Source organism: Modestobacter lapidis, from assembly GCF_054780755.1.
The window spans coordinates 244,758-262,832 of record NZ_BAAGVS010000003.1 but is presented as its reverse complement, the minus strand read 5'-3'; the positions used below and the strand labels follow the sequence as shown (position 1 = coordinate 262,832).

The window sequence follows — 18,075 nt, the reverse complement described above, 5'->3', positions numbered from 1 at the left end:
TCGGCGGGGCTGGCCATCGCCGGCGCGCTGGCACGGCGTTCACCGTGGGGGGCGAGGAGATCGGTGAGAACCCGATCCTGGTCGTGGCCGCCGACGTCCCGGCCCTCGCGGAGGGCGACGAGGTGACGGTGGCCGGCACGGTCGCCGAGTTCCAGGTGGCCGGGTTCCAGGAGGATCTGGACCTGGACCTCATCGACAACGAGTTCGAGGACTTCGACGGTGACCCGGCGATCGCGGCCACGTCGGTCACGACCCCGTAGCCCGGGACGTCCGGCAGCCGCCCGGAGCGGGGATGACCGCGAACGGATGGGTAGGGGGCGGCCGTGGAACTCCTCCTGACGTTCGCCATCCTGCTGTTCGGCGGGGTGCTGCTGTCCGGGCTGGCGCACCGGACGATCCTGTCGACCGCCGTGCTGTTCCTGCTCGCCGGCTTCCTGCTGGGCGACGGCGTCACCGGGGTGCTCGACTTCCAGCCCGACGACCAGATCGTCGTCGGGCTGGCCGAGTTCGCGCTGTTCTCGGTCCTCTACACCGACGGCATGCGGCTGGGCGCCGCCGACCTCCGGGCTGCCTGGCGGCTGCCCGGCCGGGCCCTGATCCTCGGCATGCCGCTGACCTTCGGGATCACCGCGCTCCTGGCGCACTTCGTCGCCGGACTGCCGTGGACGGAATCGATGTTGGTCGGAGCGGTTCTCGCGCCCACCGACCCCGTTTTCGCCTCGGCGATCGTGGGCCGCCCCGAGGTGCCCGGCCGGCTCCGCTCGCTGCTCAACGTCGAAAGCGGCCTGAACGACGGGCTGGCGTTGCCCGTCGTGCTGGTGCTGCTGTCGGTCCTCGCCCGGGACGAGATCGCCTACACCCAGCTCGCCACCGAGCTCGCGCTGGGCGTCGCCCTGGGCTTCGTCGTCCCGGCGGTCGCGGTGCTGCTGATCCGCAGTCGCCTCACATCCTCCACGCCGCTGTACGCCTCGCTGGGGGGCCTGTCGATCGGGCTCATGGTCCTCGCTGCCGCGGAGCTGACGCACGCCAACCTCTTCCTCGCGGCGTTCACCGCCGGCATCACGATCGCCACCTTCGCCCCGAAGGTCGAGCACTCGTTCAGCGAGTTCGGAGAGCTCGTCACCGAGCTGCTCAAGCTGGCGGCCATCCTGGTGTTCGGGGCGTTGATCTCCCCGGCCTTCCTGGGGGAGATCCCGCTCAGCGGATACGTCTTCGCCCTGCTGGCGCTGCTGCTGGCACGCCCGGTCGCGATCGGTCTGGCCCTGCTGCGCAGTGGCCTACCCGGGCCGGAGCGCGCCGCCGCGGCATGGTTCGGGCCGAAGGGCTTCGCGTCGGTGGTCTACGGATTGCTGGTCCTGGAGGCCGGGATCCCCCTCGCGGACGAGATGTTCCACCTGGTGGCCCTGGCGATCGTCGCCTCGATCCTGGCCCATTCGTCCACCGACGTGCCGATCGCCCACGCGTTCGCCCGTGCCGAGGCACGGCGGTCGCCGGCGGGACCCGATCAGCAACCGACCGGCGTGCCGGCGGACGAGGTGCCACCGGACGGTCAGCGGCACTGATCCCGCGCCGCACGGGTTCGTCACGGAGTCGACAAGCAGCGCGCAGCTGTCGCCGCCGCCGATGACGGTCGCGTGACAGCAGGCGCGCCGCGGCCACCCGCGACCGTCGGCAGGGCAACCCAGGAGCGCAGCGACCTGCCGCCGGCCGCTCCGCGGCCCGCGATCCACCTCGACCTGAGGAGTTCACATGAGCGCCATCCGATCCCGCACCACCCGGGTGCTGGGCGCAACGACCATCGCCGTCTCGCTGAGCCTGGGGCTCGCCGCCTGCGGGGACGACTCCGCGAACCAGGGCACGACGCTGGCCGACGTCAACGAGGAGGGGCTCGAGGACCAGGGCGACGTCGACCCGCGGGAGGACGACGTCAGCGAGGAGGACATCGCCAACGCCCCCAACTCCGACGACGCCGCCGCGTTCTTCGACGACCCGGTGACGGGGGAGCCGGTGACCGTCCGGGGCACGATCGTGGAGGTGCTCAGCCCTCAGGCGTTCGTCATCGGTGAAGGGGACAAGGCCACGCTGGTGACCCGGCCGACGCCTGCCGGGGTGACCCTGCTCCCGGGGTACACCGCCCAGGTGACCGGTGAGGTCGGGACGTTCATCCTCCTCGAGGTGGAGGAGGACCTCGGCGTGGACCTCTACGACGAGAAGTTCGGCGTCTTCCAGGACGGCCCCTACATCGCCGCGACCGACGTCAACCTGCTCGACGAGGAGTGATCGGCAGCCGGGCGGCCACCCATGACGATCGCGTGTCGAGTCGTGACCGAGGGGTGTTCCGCGCCGGCACCCGGGGATCACTGGTCCTGTGACTGACGCGGAACAGAGCACGACCGACCGGTCCGGGATGACCGGATCGGCCGGCCGCGGTCGAGCAGCGCTCGCCGGGCTCGCGGCGGTGGCGGCCGCCCTGGGCGCGGCAGAACTGCTGGCCGGGCTCCTCGACCGGGCGCCGTCCCTGGTCATCGCCGTCGGCGACCTGGTGGTCGACAGCGTGCCCGGCTGGCTGGAACGGGCCGCCATCGCGGTTCTCGGCCAGGCCGACAAACCGGTCCTCATCGCCGGGATCCTGGTGGTCGCGGCGGCGCTGGGTGCGGTCCTCGGCGTCCTGGGCCGGCACCGGTTCGCGCTCGCCGCGGTGGGGTTCGCGGCCTTCGCCGCGCTCGGGGTCGCCGCGGCGATGGCCGATGGCCGCAACGCCCTGCCGGTCACGGTCGCGGTCGGCCTCGTCGGGGCGGGCGTGGGCATTGCCTGCCTGCACCGGCTGCTGGCCCTGGCCACGCCCGGGGCTCCGGGTGCGTCGGTGGCCGACGCGCCGCCGGAGCCCCCCGTCGACCGTCGGCGCTTCCTGGCCGTCACCGGGGGCACCACCGCACTGGCCGTGCTCGCCGGCATCGGCGGCTTCCTGCTCTCCGGTCGCGAGCGGATCGGCGCCCTCCGGGCGGCGATCCGGCTGCCGGCGCCGGTACGACCGGCCGGCCCGGTCCCGGCCGGAGCCGATCTCGAGATCGCCGGCCTCACCCCGCTCTTCATTCCGAACGAGGAGTTCTACCGGATCGACACCGCGCTACGGGTGCCGACCGTGGACGTCGACGAGTGGCAGCTGAGCATCCGCGGTCTGGTCGACCGCCCGTTCACGCTGACCTACCCGGAACTGATGGCGATGCCGCAGGTCGAAGCGGACATCACCCTCGCCTGCGTGTCGAACGAGGTCGGCGGTGACCTCGTGGGCAACGCCCGCTGGCAGGGGGTGCCGCTGCGGGACCTGCTGGCCCGGGCCGGCCTCCAGCCGGGCGCCACCCAGCTCGTCGGGCGCTCCGTCGACGGCTTCACCGCCGGCTTCCCGACGCGGACCGCGCTCGACCTCGAGGAGGCGCTGGTGGCGGTCGCGATGAACGGCGAGCCGCTTCCGCTCGAACACGGCTTCCCCGCGCGGCTGGTCGTCCCCGGCCTCTACGGCTACGTCTCGGCGACCAAGTGGCTGTCGGCCATCGAGCTCTCCGGATGGGACGTCGACGGCTACTGGATCCCCCGCGGCTGGGCCAAGGCGGGGCCGGTCAAGACGCAGTCGCGCATCGACGTCCCCGGCCCCGGTGGGGTGGTCGCCCCCGGCCGGCGGCCGATCGCCGGGGTGGCCTGGGCCCCCACGCGGGGGATCGACCAGGTGGAGGTCAGCATCGACGGCGGGCCGTGGACGGTGGCCGAGCTGGCGCTGCCGCTGGACGTCGACTGCTGGCGGCAGTGGTACCTGCCGTGGGAGGCGACCCCCGGCCGCCACACCATCGCCGCCCGGGCCACCGACGGGACCGGGGAGGTGCAGACCGACGTGCGCACCCCGGTCGCCCCCGACGGCGCCGCCGGCTACCCGGTCATCGAGGTACTCGTCCAGGAGTGATCCGGAGGGGCGGGCAGGCCGTTCCGGGTCAGCGGTCGGGCACCGGGGACCTGCCGGTCGGGGTGGCTCCCCCCGGGGCGGGCGTCGCGGTCGGCCCGGCCGGGGCCGGATCGGTCGCGGTCGGCCCGGTCGGGGCCTCCTCGATCGGCGCCACCGACCGGTAGTCGTCGCGGGCAACCGCCCGGTCGGTCAGGCCCTCGTCGGTGGGCACCTCGATCAGGGTGCCGCCGACGGTGAAGCGGACCGTGGTGACCGTGGGCAGCTCGGTCAGCGTCCACACGACCTGGGCCACGGCGAGCAGCTGGTTGCCGCCGGCCAGGCCGGTGAACCCCCGGCTCACCGAGACGGTGGTCAGACCGTCGGCGAGCTGCTGCTCGACCCCGACCACTTCCGGGGCGAGCGCGGTCCGAACCCCGTCGCGCGCCTCCGCACGGGTGGGCCCCTCCACCAGCAGTTCGAGCGCCGATTGCGCCGTCACCCTGCTGGTGGGCCGCTCGACCGGAGCCAGATCGGCGCCGCGCACCAGGTACAGCGTCAACCGTGGGCCGTCGCGGCGGCTGTCGCCGCTCGCGTCGGTCGACGGTGGGGCCGCGGTGACCACCGGCTCCGGCCGGTCCTGTGCCTGGACGCCGCAGCCCGTGGCCAGCAGCACGACGACCACCAGCACCAGGGCCCGCAGCAGCGCACCGGTCACGGGCCTCATGACGCCGGGTGCACAGGCAGCTCGACGACGAACCGGGCGCCTCCGGTCGGGCTGTCACCCACCGTCACGGTTCCTCCCATGGCGTGCACGTGCCGGGAAACGAGGGCCAGGCCCAGGCCCGCCCCCTCGGTGCGGGTACGGATGCTGCCGCCGCCCCGGGCGAACCGTTCGAAGACCCGGGCCCGGTCGTGTGCCGGGATACCCGGGCCGTCGTCGTCGACCAGCACGCAGACGGTGTCCGTCCCGCGGGTGACCGTGACCCCGGTGAGCCCGCCACCGTGCTTGTCGGCGTTGTCGACAAGGTTGCCCAGCACTCGTTCGAGCCGGCGCTTGTCGGCGTGGATGATGACCTCGGCGGCCTCCTCGTGGACGTCGAGCCGTGCGGTCGCCCCACCCAGCGTGCGCCTGTTCAGCGCCTCCCGCACCAGGGCAGCCAGCCGCACCTCCTCGATGACGAGATCGGTGCTGCCGGCGTCCGCGCGGGAGATCTCCAGCAGGTCGGCGACCAGGCGCTCGAACCGCAACATCTCCGCATGCAGCAGGGCCAGCCCCTCCTGCCCGTCGGGTGGCAGGTGGTGGCCGGCGCCGTGGACCAGGTCCAGCGCGCCCAGCATCGCGGTCAGCGGGCTGCGCAGCTCGTGGCTGACGTCGGCGGCGAACCGCGCATCGGCCCGGACCCGTGCCTCCAGGGCGGCCGCGGTGCGGTTGAACGAGGAGGCGATCGGGGCCAGGGAGGGATCGCCCCGCGGGTCGATGCGAGCGGAGAGATCACCTTCGGCGATCGCCTCGGCCGCGGCCGCGATGCGGTGCAGCGGGCGCAACGTCGGCCCGGTGACCCACCAGCCCAGCGCGAGGGACAGCGGGACCAGGCCGACGACCGCCATGGTCAGCACCGCGCCGAGGACCCGGTAGGTCTTGTCCAGCTCGTCGAGGGGGAAGACCTCGAAGTACGCCTCGTCCAGGCCGTCGAGGGGGATGCCCACCGCCATCGCCGTCCGGCCCTGGACCTCGATCCGTTGCCGGGCGGGCGTGCCGTCCAGGACGGTTGCCGCGAGCGGGGCGGGGAGGTCGTCCCGGCCGAGGAGCAACGACGTCGTCACCCACTCGCCGTCGTCGACGTACAACGAGACGGAGCCGGTCTCGTGCGGGAGCTGGGCGAGCAGCTGGGGAACCGTCAGGCCCTCCGAGCCGAGGGCCCGCTGCACCTGCGCGGCGTTGTCGGTGGCCTGGGCCAGCGTCGCCCGCTCCCGCTGCGCGAGCAGGTACTGGGAGACCGCGACCCACACCGCGACCGCGAGCACGCCGGACAGCACCACGGTGACGGCGCTGAACGCCAGGGTCGCCCGCCCCCGGAGGGTGTGTGCCGGCTGCGCCCCACGCCTGCGCCGCGCAGCCGGTGCGACGGTGGGCGCGTCGGTCTGCACGGTCTGCTCCGGCTCGTGAGCTCCATCGACCACGACCACGACCAGAGGAACCTAGCGGATCCGGTTCGGTGCGGCCAGGTGGACGGGCCACCGGCACCCGGGCCGGAAACCCGCGGACCTACCAGGGGACGGTCGCCTGGAGCACGGCCTCCGTCAGGGCGCGCGTCCGGAGCGCGGTGACCTCCTGGTACTCGGGGTCGGCGACCATCCGGCTGAAGGCCGCCCGCGACGGGTAGCGGACGACGAGGACCGCGTCCCACTCCTGCCCGGGCTCGGCCACCAGGGCCGTCGAGCCGTCGCCGGCGTACAGCACCTCGCCGCCGTACCGGGGGAGGAAGGTGGTGCTGAGCGCCTCGGCGTACTGCGCGTACAGCTCGCGGCCGCCCTCGGCGTAGCGCAGCAGGTTGAGCATGACCACCGGCCCGCCGGGGTCGTCCTGGAGGTACCGCTTCAGGTCCGTGCCGCGCGGGTCCACTGCCATGGCCGGCAAGCTAGCAAGGGTCTCTTCCCGGACCCGCGCGTCCCGGCGGCCCCGGCGGGTAGGGCGGCCCGGTGGAAGAGCTCCTGGTCGACGTGGTCAACGTCCTGGTCGTTCTCGTCGAGGCCTGCGCTGCCGCCGTGATCATCATCGGCGCCGTCTGGGCCTTCGCCCTGTTCGTCTGGGTCGGAATCCGCCGTCGGGACGCCGGCGCCTTCGTTCCGGTCCGGCTCATGCTGGGCCGCTTCCTCGTCCTGGGGCTGGAGTTCCAGCTGGCCAGCGACGTCCTCCGGACCGCGGTTGCGCCGAGTTTCCGCGAACTCGGCCAGCTCGCCGCCGTCGCGGCGATCCGGACGGCGCTGAACTACTTCCTCTCCAAGGAGATCGCCGAGGAACGGCGCCAGGTCGCGGAGGAGGGGGAGGACGATAGGCGGGAGGCGGGCCCGCCGTCGGGGACGGCGGGCCGCGGTCGGACGTCGTGACCGCATCGCTCGCCGACGTGCCGCGCCTGCTGGCCGTGGCGATCAGTGCGGCGGCGCTCGGGGCCGGTGCGCTCACCCTGCTCGTCACCCGGCGGCCGTCCCTCGCGCTGGCGGTCCTGCTGGACCTGCTCCTGGCCGCCGGACTGCTGCGCCTGGGGAGCGATCCGGGCTGGCAGGCCATCGCCGTCGCCGCCGCCCTCGTCGGGCTCCGGCGGGTCATCGGAGCAGGACTGCGGGTGGGCGGGCGATCGTGGGCACGGGCGCCGTCCGCGCCTGGGCCGGGAAGGTCGTCGCGGGCCGACCTCCGACAGCTGCTGACGCCGACCTGGCGCCGCTGACCCCGTCGACACCCCGGCGACCCGTCCTGAGAGCGGCCGGGCAGTTCCGCCGTCCGCGGTTCCGGAGCAGGCGGCCGGGTCAGCGGACGACGAGGACGCCGGTGAAGGACGGCGAGTGGCGGCTGGCGAACGGATGGGCGCCGGGCTCGTCCGGAGCAGGGAAGGTCATCAGGCTCCCGCCGGGGACGACGACGTCGAAGCTGCCGTCGGACGCGGTGATGGTCACATCCGTCGACGTCCCGTTGTGGACGGTGACCCGGGCGCCGGCGTCGACCGGGGCCGAGACGTGGAAGCGGAACTCGTCGACCAGCACGGTGACCGACAGGTCGCCGTGGTCGTGGCCGGCCATGTCCTCGATGCCCGGTCCGGACGGCACCGCGGCGCCCAGTCCCGGGTCTGCCGGCTGCGCGCCGTTCTGCGCCGCCGCCGGAGGAGCCGCCACGGGCGGGGGAGACGCGGACAGCGCCACGGCCACGGCGATCGTCGCCAGCATCACGACGGTCTCGCCGGCCGCGAACCGGCCGAAGGCACCGTGCCGGCCGGCGGACAGGGCGGGCAACGTGCGCCGACGGTGGTGCCAGCCGAACGCGCCGAGCGCGGCGAGCCCGGCCGTCTTGCCGATCAGCAGCCACCCGTAGCCGGTGCCGACGACCCCGGCCGGCCCGGCGGTGCCACCGCCCAGCACGAGCCACGCGGCCAGCAGGCCGGACGCCCCGGTGGCGAGGAAGCAGCCCAGGGCCAGCACGCTGACGCGGGCGGCCGCGGGGGCAAGGTCCTCGCGGCTCCGCCCGTACAGCAGCAGGGCGAGCAGGCCACCGACCCACACGGTCGCGCTGACGACGTGCACGCTCAGGTTCACGACCGCCAGCAGGTGGTGGTCGGCCGTGGCGGAGTGACCGGTGAGGACGGCAGGGACCACCAGACCCGCCAGCGCCACAGCGAGCAGCCCGGCCGCCGCCACCGAGCTCCTGCACCGCCCTGCGGCCACGGCGAGGAAGGCGGCCACCGCGGTTGCGAGGACGGCGGCACGGCCCGACGCCAGGTCGGTGACGAACACCTGTACCGACGACGAGGTCAGGGCGGTGGGCGGGACGCCGACCAGCCGGCTCAGGGTGAGCGCCGCACCGACCGCCGTCGTCCCGGCCCAGGCCAGCGCCCACCGGGAGGCGGCCCGGACCGCCCGCCGGGAGGCGGCGGGAAGCGACCGGCCCGACGGACGGAGGAAGGCGGCGAACAGCAGGGCGCCCACGGTGCCGAGCGCCGCCACCCGAGCGGCCAGCCGGGCGATCGGCAGACCCCGGTCCACGAGCGGACCGGCCTGGTCGAGCCCTGGTGCGAGGGCGCCCGGACCGCCACCGCCCACGGCGAGGGCCAGCGCGAGGAGGACGACGAGCCCCACGGTGACCGCCGCCACCGTGCCCGCCGTGCGCAGGGGCGCGGGCGCGGACCCATCGGGAGCGGTTTCGCCGGCAAGCCGGGCGCGGGTCGGCGCCGGGGGGTCCGGGTCGGTCGCCGTCACGGTCGCCGGCGCAGCTGCCGGCCGACGGTCACCGCGGCCCCGAGGAGGAGCGCACCGACGGCGGTCCAGGCCACCGGGGCGGGCCGGCCGCCCGCATCCGGTGCGGCCGGCCCGGCGTCCGCGGCCGCGCGGGTCGGCGCTCCGGCATCGCCGGCGACCGGGCCCGTGGCCGGCGTCCCGGCCCCGTCCACGATGAACCCGGCCGTGCCCGAGAGGGGATGTCCGTCGGCGGACGTCACCCGCCACCCCACGGTGTAGCTCCCGGCCGGAAGACCGTCCAGCAGCGGCTGGACGACGCTCGTGCCCCGCAGCTCGGCAGCACCCGCGGAGACCTGGGTGCCGCCCGGGCCGCTGACCAGCACCTGGGCGCCCAGCGGCAGCGGGGGCCGGCTGAACTGAAGGATCACCTGCGCGGGTGGGGTGCCCACCGTGCCGCCGTCGGCGGGGGTGGTTTCCGCGAGCCGGTCGTGCGCCGAGGCGGTATGCGCCCCGGAGCCCAGCAGGACGGCGGCCGTGGCCAGCGCGCCGGTGAGCAACCGGAGGACGACGACCGGGAGAGCCGTGCGGCGCACGGCGGACGGAGGACCAGGCATGCGAGGTGTTCGGAAGCTGCCCCGGTCCCGGTTCGGTGCGGTCACCGGCGCGTGACCACCGCTTCCGGCGACGAGATCCTGGCACCCGCGACGCGCACGACCGAGTCGCCCGGCTGCGCAGTGAACCGATCCCGGTACCTGGCCCGAACCCCTGTCGGAGAGCGCGGGGCCGGCGTGCAACGACGGCCGGCCCTCACCGGCTCCACCGGGTCCTTCCCCGACCCGGGCGACACGGCCCCCCGGCGTGGCCGCCTGTTGCCCGGCAGCGGTTCCCAACCGTCGCCGGTGTCGTCGTCCACCCGGGCGCCGGCAGAACCTCACGAACCCGAGGAGCACACCTTGCGCAAGGCATTCGCACTCCCCACCGTCGCGATCGCGGCAGCCGCGTTCCCGCTGCTGACCATGACGGCCGCCTCGGCCGCCGAGGGCGGCAGCTTCCAGGCCGATCTCGGCGCCCTGAACCAGTCCGGCGTGTCCGGCACCGGCATGGTCACGCTCGACGGCAACCAGGCCACCGTGATGATCGAAGCGTCGGGCCTGCTGGCGGGCTCGCCGCACGCCCAGCACTTCCACATCGGTGCCGAGGGCACCTGCCCGACCGACGCCGACGACGAGAACGGCGACGGCTTCGTCAGCGTCACCGAGGGTGCCCCGTACTACGGGGCCATCGGCACGTCGCTGACCACCACGGGCGACACCAGCCCCGACAGCGGGCTGGCCATCGACCGGTTCCCGACCGCCGACGACGGGACCATCGCCTACGAGCGCACCTTCGAGGTCAGCGACGACGTCCACGCCGCCTTCGACGCAGGCACCGCCGTCCTCGTCCTGCACGGTGTCGACAAGAACGGCAGCGGTGCCTACGACGGCGACATCATGAGCGACCTCGACCCGTCGCTGCCCATGGAGGCCACCGCTCCGGCCGCGTGCGGTCCGCTGACGACGGCCCAGATGGGCACCGCCCCGAGCGGGGGCGCCGAGACCGGTGCCGGCAGCACGTCGGGCATCGAGCAGCAGGCCGCGATCGGGATGGGCGCGCTGGCGCTGACCGGTGCCGCCGCCGCGGGGGCCGTGGCCTACCGCCGTCGCCAGGCCGCCGACCAGGCCTGACCGGCCGCTCGCACCGCGCGGGGGACGGAAACCCTCGCGCGGTGCGCGCCCGGGTGCGCACCGCTGCCCGCACCACCCCCAGGAGGACACGTGACCGACCGATCCCGCACCCGCCCGAGCCCGCGCGTCTGGGCGGTGCTCGCCGGCGTGCTGGCGTTGCTGGGCCTGGTCGCGGTGCTGGTCGCGGTGACCGGGCAGCAGCGCGCTCCGCAGCCGGCCGCGGCGACCGCGGAACGGCCGGAGCCGAGCACGCCTGCGGACCCGTCGCCCCCGGGCCGGAGCTCCGCGCCCGGCCCGGGGGTGGAGGACCCGGTCACCGGGCAGGCCGCCGAGCCGGTGGCAGCGCCGGTGTCGGTGTCCGTGCCGTCGATCGGCGTCACCAGCGACCTGCTGCGCCTCGGCCTGAACGACGACGGCACCGTCGAGGTGCCGCCGCTGGAACCAGACGACCGGGCCGGCTGGTACGAGCCCGGCCCCGCGCCGGGTGCCGTGGGCCCCGCCGTGATCCTGGGCCACGTCGACTCCGCCGAGCACGGGCCCGGCATCTTCTTCGACCTCGGTGCGCTGCAGCCCGGCGACGAGGTGTCCGTGACCCGCGCGGACGGCACCGTGGCCGTCTTCGCCGTCGACCGGGTGGAGCGGCACCCGAAGGAGGAGTTCCCGACCATCGACGTCTACGGCAACACCGACGACGCCCAGCTGCGCCTGATCACCTGTGGGGGCGACTTCGACTCCGCCGTCCGCAGCTACGAGGACAACGTGATCGCGTTCGCGACGCTGGTGGGCACCCGCCCGGCCTGATCGCCCGCAGCCCGATGGACGGAGATCCGGACGGCCGACGCAGGGGTCACCCGGCGCCGTCCGAGGCCTGCCGGACATCGGTCCCGGCCCGGCCCAGCAGGTCCAGCAGCGCGGCGTCCACCGCATCGGCGTGGGTCAGGGTGACCATGTGCCCCGCGCCCGGCACGAGCAGCAGGCGCGCGGTTCCGCCGATCCGCTCGGCCAGCCGCTCCCCGGACGCCGGGGGGATCGTCGTGTCGTCGGTACCGGCGAGGACCAGCACGGGCAGGCCCCGCAGCACATCGACCGCCCTCCGCTGGTCGTAGCCGGCCAGGCCGGTCAGGTAGGCCGTCAGCACCGCCGTCGGCGTCCGGGCCCACATGTCGGTCATCTCCCGGGCGGCATCGTCGGGCGGGTCGGCGGCGAAGAGCCCGCGGCGCAGCACGCGCCGGCCCGGGCCGGACCGGAACGGGTGCACGGCATCCACCGCGGGAGCGGCCAGCCACAGCGCCCAGGCGCCGGCGGAGGCCAGCGACCTGCGGAGAAGCGCGGCCAGGCCGCCGAGATCCCGCCCACCGACGGCGAGCGGTGCGGCGAGCGAGGACAGCAGCGCCACCCCGGCGATCCGGTCGCCGAACAGCTCCGGCCGCTGACCGGCGAGTGCCAGGACCGCCATCCCGCCCATCGAGTGGCCCACCACCACGACCGGCCCGGGCCCGCCCAGCTCGTCGAGCACCTGGCCGAGATCGCGGCCCAGCCGGTCCGGGGTGGTCGACCGGAAGCCGGCCCAGCCGCTGGCGCCGTGTCCCCGCTGGTCGTAGCGGGCCACCCGGACGTTCCCACGCAGCGCCGCCCACTGGGGGTCGAACATCGCCGCGCGGGCGCCGAACCCGTGCACGAGGACCACGGTGGCCGGCGCGTCGGCCGGCCCCGCCACCTCGACGTGCAGCCGCACCCCGTCGTCGGTCGTGATGCACGGCGCGGCGCCGGAGAGGGTCCGGGCCGTCCGGTGGGCCCGGCGGATCCGCAGGCCCAGCACGCCGGTGGCCGCAGCCAGCGCGACGGCGACGACGCGCAGCGCCCTCATCGCCGCACGTGGCCGCCGGCGGCGCCCGCCCGGCCGGCCGTCCCCGCCCGCACCCCGGTGCCGGGGCCGGGCAGCAGCACCCGGGCACAGGCGACGACCCACAGCCCGCCCAGCAGCAGACCGGCGATCACATCGGTGGGGTAGTGGGCGGCCACGTAGATGCGGGTGATCGCGATCACCGGTGCGAGCAACACGGGCAGCGCGAGGGCCGCCCAGCGCCACCGACCCCGGCTGTAGGCGATCACCAGCGCTGCCACCGCGCCGTAGACCGCCGCCGCCGCGGCCGCGTGCCCGGACGGCCAGCTCGCCCCGCTGGGCAGCCCGGACGTCAGGTCGGCCACGCTCGGGCGCAGCCGGCTCACCACCTCGGCGGTGGCGAAGTAGAGCGCCACCTCGCCGACCAGGGTCACGACGACGAACACGACCGGCCGCCAGCTCGCCGTCACGGCCAGGGCCAGCACCGCCAGGGTCAGGCCGAGGGCGATCACGACGGGGGTGCCGGCCAGGCGGCCGACCACCTCCATGACCGGAGTGAGGTCGGGAGTGCGCAGGTCGGCGAACCACTGGACGACGCTGCGGTCCCACCGGCCCAGCCAGGTGTCGGTGAGCACGGCGGTGACCAGCAGGCCCAGTCCGCTGAGGACGGCGAACAGGGCCGCGGCCACCCCGAGCAGGCGCAGTGCGGCCCGGCGGCTCGAGGGTGCCGCCGGGTCGGGGGACGCGGCGAGGTGCACCGCCTCGCCCGCCGGCACGTCGAGCGGGTCGAGTGGTGCATCGACGGTGCGGGGCCGGTCGTGCTGCCATCCGCGGAAGGTCGCGGCCGTGATCGCCAGCCAGCCGGCCCCCAGCGCCCAGCCGGCGAGGACGTCGGACACGAAGTGCACACCCAGGGCCAGCCGGGTGAAGCCGACCAGCACCACCAGCACCACCGTGGCAGCGATCAGCCACGGCCGGACCCGGCGGCGTACCGACGGCAGGGTGATCAGCAGCAGCGTGCCCCAGACCACCATCGCGGTCATCGCGTGACCGCTGGGGAAGCTGGCGTTCGAGGGTGTCTGGACGACGGGGGAGTCGACGACGGGCCGGGCCCGGTCGACGATCGCCTTGGTCACCGGGCCGAGGACGGCGAGCCCGAGGCCGGCCGTGGCGACGAAGGCCGCCAGCCGACGCTGGTGCCGGATGAGCAGGAACACCGTGGCCAGCGTCATGACCAGTACGGCGACCCACGTGCCGCCGAGGTCGGTGACCGCTCGCAGCACCCTCACCTGCAGCGGGGATCCGCTGACGGCCTCGTTGAGGTCGGCGGCCACCTCACCGTCCAGCGACGCCAGCGGCGACCAGGAACGCTGCACCAGCAGCCACAGCAGCAGGAACGGCACCGCGCCGATGACCAGCGCCGCCCAGCCCAGCACGGCGCGGAGCTCGAAACGACCGACCCCCCGGGTGTCCTCCGAGGTGGCCCGGGCCGGACCCATCACTCCCCCTCCGGATGGGACGGCCCCGTCCAGAACCCGCGTCCCGGACGCCGGCCCACCAGGCCCAGCGAGCCCAGGCCGCGCAGCGGGCGGCCCACGACGTCGGCGGCCGCCTCCAGCACCCGGTGCGTCACCGGTCGGGCACGCCAGCGTTCGGCGTCGACCCGGGTGCTCACGGTGAGGTCGTCGTCGAAGTGGTCGTCGAGGGTTCCCACGACGGCCCGGTCCGCGACGACGAGGCACAGCTGCTCGTTGAGGGCCAGGGAGCGCACGTCGAGGTTGGCCGTGCCGACCATCGCCAGTTCCCCGTCCACGGTGACGACCTTGGTGTGCAGCAGGGTGGGCTGGTACCGCCAGATCTCGACGCCCGCATCGAGCAGGCGCTGGTACTCGCGCTGCCCCTGCAGGTGGACCGACGGCCGTTCCCTGTGCGGGCCGGACACCAGCAGCGAGACGGCGACCCCGCGGTCGGCGGTGGCGACGATCAGCTCCCGCAGCCAGCGGGGCAGGCGCAGGTAGGGGGTGGTCACCCGCACCTGGTGCCGGGCGGACTGCAGCAGTGCCGCGATGGCCAGCGCCGCCTCGTTCCATCCCGGCGCGGACGCCGGGCGCAGCACCTGCACGGCCGTGGACCCCTGCGCGGTCAGCGGTGGGAACCGGTCCTCCGCCGAGAGGACACCGTCCCGACCGCCACGGGCCTGGGCCTGCAGCCACGGCAGGGCGAATCCCGCACGCACGCCCGCCACCGCCGGCCCCCGGACGAGGTAGGCCGTGTCGCGCCACGAGCCGGGGCGGTCGCCGTCGCCGCCCCACGTGTCGGCGACGCCGGTGCCACCGGTCAGGGCCACCGTCTCGTCGCAGACCAGCACCCGCCGGTGGGAGCGCAAGTTCCACACGGTGGGCCGCGCTCCGGGCAGCAGCCGGTAGAACAGCACCGAGCAGCCGGCGTCCCGGAGCCGGGTGACGGTGTCGCGGCCGATCATCTTCGTCCCGTAGGCGTCCAGCAGCACCCGCACCCGCACGCCGCGGCCGGCCCGGTCGGCGAGGGCGTCGGCGATCCGGCGCCCGATGTCGCTGTCCCGCCAGGCGAACCAGAGCATGTCGATGCTCCGCTCTGCCGCGGAGATCGCCGCCAGCATGGCCGGAAAGGTCTCCTCGCCGTTGCGGAGGACATCGATCCGGTTGCCCTCGGTGAACGGAACGCCCAGCAGGCCCTCCAGCACGGCCCGCAGCTCGTCGCTTGCTGGCTCGTTCCTTGCTGCGGTCGCGGGGCGGGGCTCCGCCACGGCAGGTGTCGGCATCGCACGATCTCCTTCGGTTCCGGCGTGGCGTGGGTGGCGGCGCCGTCCACCCGGCAGCAGCGCCCTCGGCGGCAGCTCTGTCATCAGCTCTGTCATCAGCTACCGGACCGGAGCTCGAAGAAGGCGACCTCCGGCGCCGCGTTGATCCGGATGGGTGCGAGGCTGAAACCGATGCCGCAGGTGACGAACATCCGGTTGCCCTCGGCGCCGTAGTCGTCGGGAGCCCAACCCTCGGCGACGATCTTCTCCTCCGCGGTCAGCCCCAGATAGGCCCAGTGCGGGGTTCCGGGGAGGGTGACCTGGCCGCAGTGCGTATGGCCGGCGACGGTCAACGGCGCGCTGCCGGCGGGCAGCTCGGCGAAGACGGTCGGGTTGTGCATGAGCACCACTCGTGGGGCGTCGTCCGGCACGTCGGCCAGCGCCGCGTCCACGTCGGCCAGGCCGGGGGTGGGCGGCCCCACGCCGACGATGTGCAGCGCCGGGTCCGCTCCGCCGTCCGTGCCCGGGACGGGGGCCGCTGCGTTGAGCAGCACGGGCACCCCGTGGTCCTCGAGGGCTGCGGTCAGCTCGTCGGCGGCGCCGACCGCGTGGTCGTGGTTGCCCAGGACGGCGAACGTCGGGATCCCGGATGCCAGCAGCGGGTCGATCAGCTCGAGCAGCGTGTCGATCTGGGTCTGGATGCCGGGCTCGGTGCTGTACACGAAGTCACCGCCCAGCAGCACGACGTCCGGCTCCGCCGCCACGGCGGTCTCCACCGCGCGCTCCACCATGCCGGTGTTGGCGAACCACATGCCGAGCTGGAAGTCGCTGATCAGCGCGATCTCCGTACCGGAGAGCTCCTCGCCCACCCGGGGCATCAAGACCGTCTCCCGTTCCTCGTCCAGGATCAGCCTCGGCTCGATGAACACGCCGTAGACCAGGAGCAGGGTCAGCAGGGCACCGAGCGCGATGCCGATGCGGGCCAGCCAGTGCTTCACGAGGTGCTCCGTTCGTCGGGTCCGGCCGTACATGGTCCAGCAGCGTCGCGTTCACCGCGGCGGGAGGGCTTGCCGGCAGGAGGTGGCACGAGGCCAGGACCCGGGGCCCGCCCGGGTGCACGCGGTGGTCGCGCCACCAGCGCGTGCCCGGGCGGGCATGTCCCTCAGGAAACCGGCGCGGCCGGCTCAGTCGACGTTCTCGAGGACCTCCACGTTCCCGGCCATGACGTAGGGCTCCTGGTCGAAGTCGGTGAACAGCTCGTCCTCGAGGTCGACCCCCAGCTGCTCCTCCACGTCCTCGATCACGAAGGACTCCTCGACGGTGCCGGTCACCTCCACCGTGGTCTCCGGAGCGAGCTGGTTGTCCTCCCCGGCGCCGACGACCAGCAGGGACTCGACGGTGGTGTCGTCCGTGCCGGCGATGGTGAAGGACATCGGGCTGAGGACCTCGTTCACGTCGGCGGAGAGAACCACCTCCTCGCCCACGTAGCTGTCGACCTCGTCGTAGAACGCGCTGTCGTAGGGGCCCTCGAAGGGCCCGGTGGCGACGTCCTCCCCGGCGGCGTCCTCCTCGGTGACGTCCTCCTCGACGACGTCCTCCTGGGCGACGTCCGCGACATCGGCGCCTTCCTCGTCCCCGGCCGTCCCGCCGCAGGCGGCAAGACCCAGCGTGGACACGGCGGCGAATGCCGCCACGGTCGTGCGGACGGCCACCGGTCGCTTGCTCGTGATCCTGCGCATCGGAGTTCCTCTCTGCATCCCGGGAGGTCCCGGGCGTCGGTGTGGACGACGTTCTCGTGCCCACGCCCTCCGGGCCCTCCGCACAGGAACGGCCTTCGTCACGGAGCTGACAAGTACGACCTCCTCCGACGCCGCCGGGGTGACGATCACGTGACGCCGACCGCGGCCGGGGCGCCCGCCGCCGGCCTCACCGGGCGGCGGCGGCATCGTCGCCGGGCGCGGCGTACGCCACCCGGTCCATCCAGCGCGTGACCTGCTCGACGACGATCTCCGGGTGCGTGAGCGGCAGCATGTGGCCGGCGCCGGGCAGCGTGACCAGCTCCCCGTCGGGGAGCCCGGCCATCAGCTCCTGCACGTCGTCGTCGGAGACCTCCGGGTCGGCGCTGCCGTGGACGACCAGGGTGGGGACGCCGAGCGCGGGGGCCAGCCGGGCGCCGTCGTGGCTGACGCTGGCCAGGGTCGTGCCCGCGAGCGCCGCCGGACGGCTGCCGAGGAAGTTGTCGCGGACGCGCTCGACGAGGTGTGCGGGCTCGCCGGGGGCGAACGCGAACCGGCGGATCAGCCGGTCGGACACCGCCCGGACCGGCCGGATCCGTCTCCCTAGTCGCGCACCGGCGCGCAGCACCGCCAGCCAGGCGGCGCGCACGCAGGCCCGGGCCCACGGGGGCAGTCGGCGAGCGGGCAGGCCGATGGCGGTGACCGCCGATCCGCCGGAACCAGCGAGCACCGCACCGGCGATCCGGTCGGTGCCGGCCGCGTCGGCATGGGCGAGCAGGATGCCACCCCCGAGGCTGTGCGCCACCACGAACACCTGGCCCCCGTCGGGGACGACGGCGTCCAGGACCGCGCCCAGGTCGCGGGCGTGGGCGCTCATGACGTAGCCACCCGCCTGGGCGTCGCCGCTGGCGCCGTGTCCCCGCAGGTCGTAGGCGATCAATCGGTGCCCGCCGGCGAGCAGCTCCGGAACCCGGCCCCAGGACTCGGCGGACATGCCCAGGCCGTGCACGAGCAGCACGATCGGGGCCTCGGCCGGCCCCCAGGCCTTGATCGCCAGACGGGTGCCGTCGAAGGAGCTCACGTCGGTCATGCGGGTGAGGTACCCGCCCCGGCGG

At 74.7% G+C, this 18,075-nt stretch carries 19 protein-coding genes; 8 read left to right on the top strand and 11 right to left on the bottom strand.

The window, feature by feature from the left end; translation table 11 throughout:
- Nucleotides 1–44: 44 nt before the first annotated feature.
- The 4 genes from ACYVG5_RS06345 to ACYVG5_RS06330 all read left to right on the top strand — a co-directional run bounded on the left by ACYVG5_RS06345 (nt 45) and on the right by ACYVG5_RS06330 (nt 3,955).
- On the top strand, nt 45–260 hold the full coding sequence (locus ACYVG5_RS06345) for a hypothetical protein (RefSeq protein ID WP_222045928.1): 216 nt from the start codon (nt 45–47) through the stop codon (nt 258–260).
- A 63-nt stretch (nt 261–323) separates the two neighbouring features.
- Nucleotides 324–1,562, top strand: coding sequence for a cation:proton antiporter (locus ACYVG5_RS06340; protein ID WP_222045927.1), 1,239 nt, complete (start codon nt 324–326; stop codon nt 1,560–1,562).
- A 187-nt stretch (nt 1,563–1,749) separates the two neighbouring features.
- The gene (locus ACYVG5_RS06335) at nt 1,750–2,280 is read left to right on the top strand and encodes a hypothetical protein (RefSeq protein WP_222045925.1); all 531 of its coding nucleotides are present in this window, start codon (nt 1,750–1,752) and stop codon (nt 2,278–2,280) included.
- A gap of 88 nt (nt 2,281–2,368) precedes the next feature.
- Nucleotides 2,369–3,955 carry a sulfite oxidase gene (locus ACYVG5_RS06330; protein WP_222045923.1) on the top strand — a complete coding sequence of 529 codons (1,587 nt, stop codon included), beginning with the start codon at nt 2,369–2,371 and terminating at the stop codon, nt 3,953–3,955.
- Between the two features lie 28 nt (nt 3,956–3,983).
- On the opposite strand, the gene ACYVG5_RS06325 is transcribed toward ACYVG5_RS06330, so the two are convergent.
- The 3 genes from ACYVG5_RS06325 to ACYVG5_RS06315 all read right to left on the bottom strand — a co-directional run bounded on the left by ACYVG5_RS06325 (nt 3,984) and on the right by ACYVG5_RS06315 (nt 6,563).
- Nucleotides 3,984–4,658 (bottom strand): GerMN domain-containing protein, encoded by a 675-nt coding sequence (locus tag ACYVG5_RS06325; RefSeq protein ID WP_222045921.1) that lies wholly within the window; start codon nt 4,656–4,658, stop codon nt 3,984–3,986.
- The gene (locus ACYVG5_RS06320) at nt 4,655–6,115 is read right to left on the bottom strand and encodes a sensor histidine kinase (RefSeq protein WP_222045919.1); all 1,461 of its coding nucleotides are present in this window, start codon (nt 6,113–6,115) and stop codon (nt 4,655–4,657) included. Before ACYVG5_RS06320 ends, ACYVG5_RS06325 begins: the two co-directional genes overlap by 4 nt.
- An 85-nt stretch (nt 6,116–6,200) precedes the next feature.
- The gene (locus tag ACYVG5_RS06315) at nt 6,201–6,563 is read right to left on the bottom strand and encodes a DUF1330 domain-containing protein (protein WP_222045917.1); all 363 of its coding nucleotides are present in this window, start codon (nt 6,561–6,563) and stop codon (nt 6,201–6,203) included.
- 71 nt (nt 6,564–6,634) lie between these two features.
- Between ACYVG5_RS06315 and ACYVG5_RS06310 the strand changes: the two genes are divergently transcribed.
- Together ACYVG5_RS06310 and ACYVG5_RS06305 are read left to right on the top strand one after the other, a co-directional pair.
- On the top strand, nt 6,635–7,042 hold the full coding sequence (locus ACYVG5_RS06310; RefSeq protein ID WP_222045915.1) for a DUF1622 domain-containing protein: 408 nt from the start codon (nt 6,635–6,637) through the stop codon (nt 7,040–7,042).
- The gene (locus tag ACYVG5_RS06305; protein WP_222045913.1) at nt 7,039–7,380 is read left to right on the top strand and encodes a hypothetical protein; all 342 of its coding nucleotides are present in this window, start codon (nt 7,039–7,041) and stop codon (nt 7,378–7,380) included. Before ACYVG5_RS06310 ends, ACYVG5_RS06305 begins: the two co-directional genes overlap by 4 nt.
- Before the next feature lie 79 nt (nt 7,381–7,459).
- Here ACYVG5_RS06305 and ACYVG5_RS06300 read toward each other — a convergent pair whose 3' ends face one another.
- Together ACYVG5_RS06300 and ACYVG5_RS06295 are read right to left on the bottom strand one after the other, a co-directional pair.
- Nucleotides 7,460–8,794 carry a CopD family protein gene (locus tag ACYVG5_RS06300; RefSeq protein WP_460683032.1) on the bottom strand — a complete coding sequence of 445 codons (1,335 nt, stop codon included), beginning with the start codon at nt 8,792–8,794 and terminating at the stop codon, nt 7,460–7,462.
- Nucleotides 8,795–8,895: 101 nt separating this feature from the next.
- Entirely contained in the window at nt 8,896–9,492 is a 597-nt protein-coding gene (locus tag ACYVG5_RS06295; RefSeq protein WP_222045910.1) for a copper resistance CopC family protein, read from the bottom strand.
- Between the two features lie 339 nt (nt 9,493–9,831).
- Here ACYVG5_RS06295 and ACYVG5_RS06290 point away from each other — a divergent pair, with 339 nt between their 5' ends.
- Nucleotides 9,832–10,602 carry a hypothetical protein gene (locus tag ACYVG5_RS06290; RefSeq protein WP_222046308.1) on the top strand — a complete coding sequence of 257 codons (771 nt, stop codon included), beginning with the start codon at nt 9,832–9,834 and terminating at the stop codon, nt 10,600–10,602.
- A gap of 90 nt (nt 10,603–10,692) precedes the next feature.
- Nucleotides 10,693–11,403, top strand: coding sequence for a class F sortase (locus ACYVG5_RS06285; RefSeq protein WP_460683031.1), 711 nt, complete (start codon nt 10,693–10,695; stop codon nt 11,401–11,403).
- Between the two features lie 46 nt (nt 11,404–11,449).
- Here ACYVG5_RS06285 and ACYVG5_RS06280 read toward each other — a convergent pair whose 3' ends face one another.
- The 6 genes from ACYVG5_RS06280 to ACYVG5_RS06255 form a co-directional block, all read right to left on the bottom strand.
- Nucleotides 11,450–12,469: an alpha/beta fold hydrolase gene (locus ACYVG5_RS06280; protein WP_222045908.1), complete on the bottom strand. Its 1,020-nt coding sequence runs from the start codon at nt 12,467–12,469 to the stop codon at nt 11,450–11,452.
- A complete protein-coding gene (locus tag ACYVG5_RS06275) occupies nt 12,466–13,944 on the bottom strand; it encodes a phosphatase PAP2 family protein (RefSeq protein WP_222045906.1) in 1,479 nt (492 codons plus the stop codon). The genes ACYVG5_RS06280 and ACYVG5_RS06275 overlap by 4 nt, the downstream gene beginning before the upstream one ends.
- On the bottom strand, nt 13,944–15,245 hold the full coding sequence (locus ACYVG5_RS06270; RefSeq protein ID WP_222045904.1) for a phospholipase D-like domain-containing protein: 1,302 nt from the start codon (nt 15,243–15,245) through the stop codon (nt 13,944–13,946). The genes ACYVG5_RS06275 and ACYVG5_RS06270 overlap by 1 nt, the downstream gene beginning before the upstream one ends.
- Before the next feature lie 95 nt (nt 15,246–15,340).
- The gene (locus tag ACYVG5_RS06265) at nt 15,341–16,222 is read right to left on the bottom strand and encodes a metallophosphoesterase (protein ID WP_222045902.1); all 882 of its coding nucleotides are present in this window, start codon (nt 16,220–16,222) and stop codon (nt 15,341–15,343) included.
- A gap of 186 nt (nt 16,223–16,408) precedes the next feature.
- A complete protein-coding gene (locus ACYVG5_RS06260) occupies nt 16,409–16,963 on the bottom strand; it encodes a hypothetical protein (RefSeq protein ID WP_222045900.1) in 555 nt (184 codons plus the stop codon).
- Between the two features lie 187 nt (nt 16,964–17,150).
- Nucleotides 17,151–18,050, bottom strand: a complete 900-nt coding sequence (locus ACYVG5_RS06255; protein WP_222045899.1) for an alpha/beta fold hydrolase — start codon at nt 18,048–18,050, stop codon at nt 17,151–17,153.
- Between the last annotated feature and the right edge of the window lie 25 nt (nt 18,051–18,075).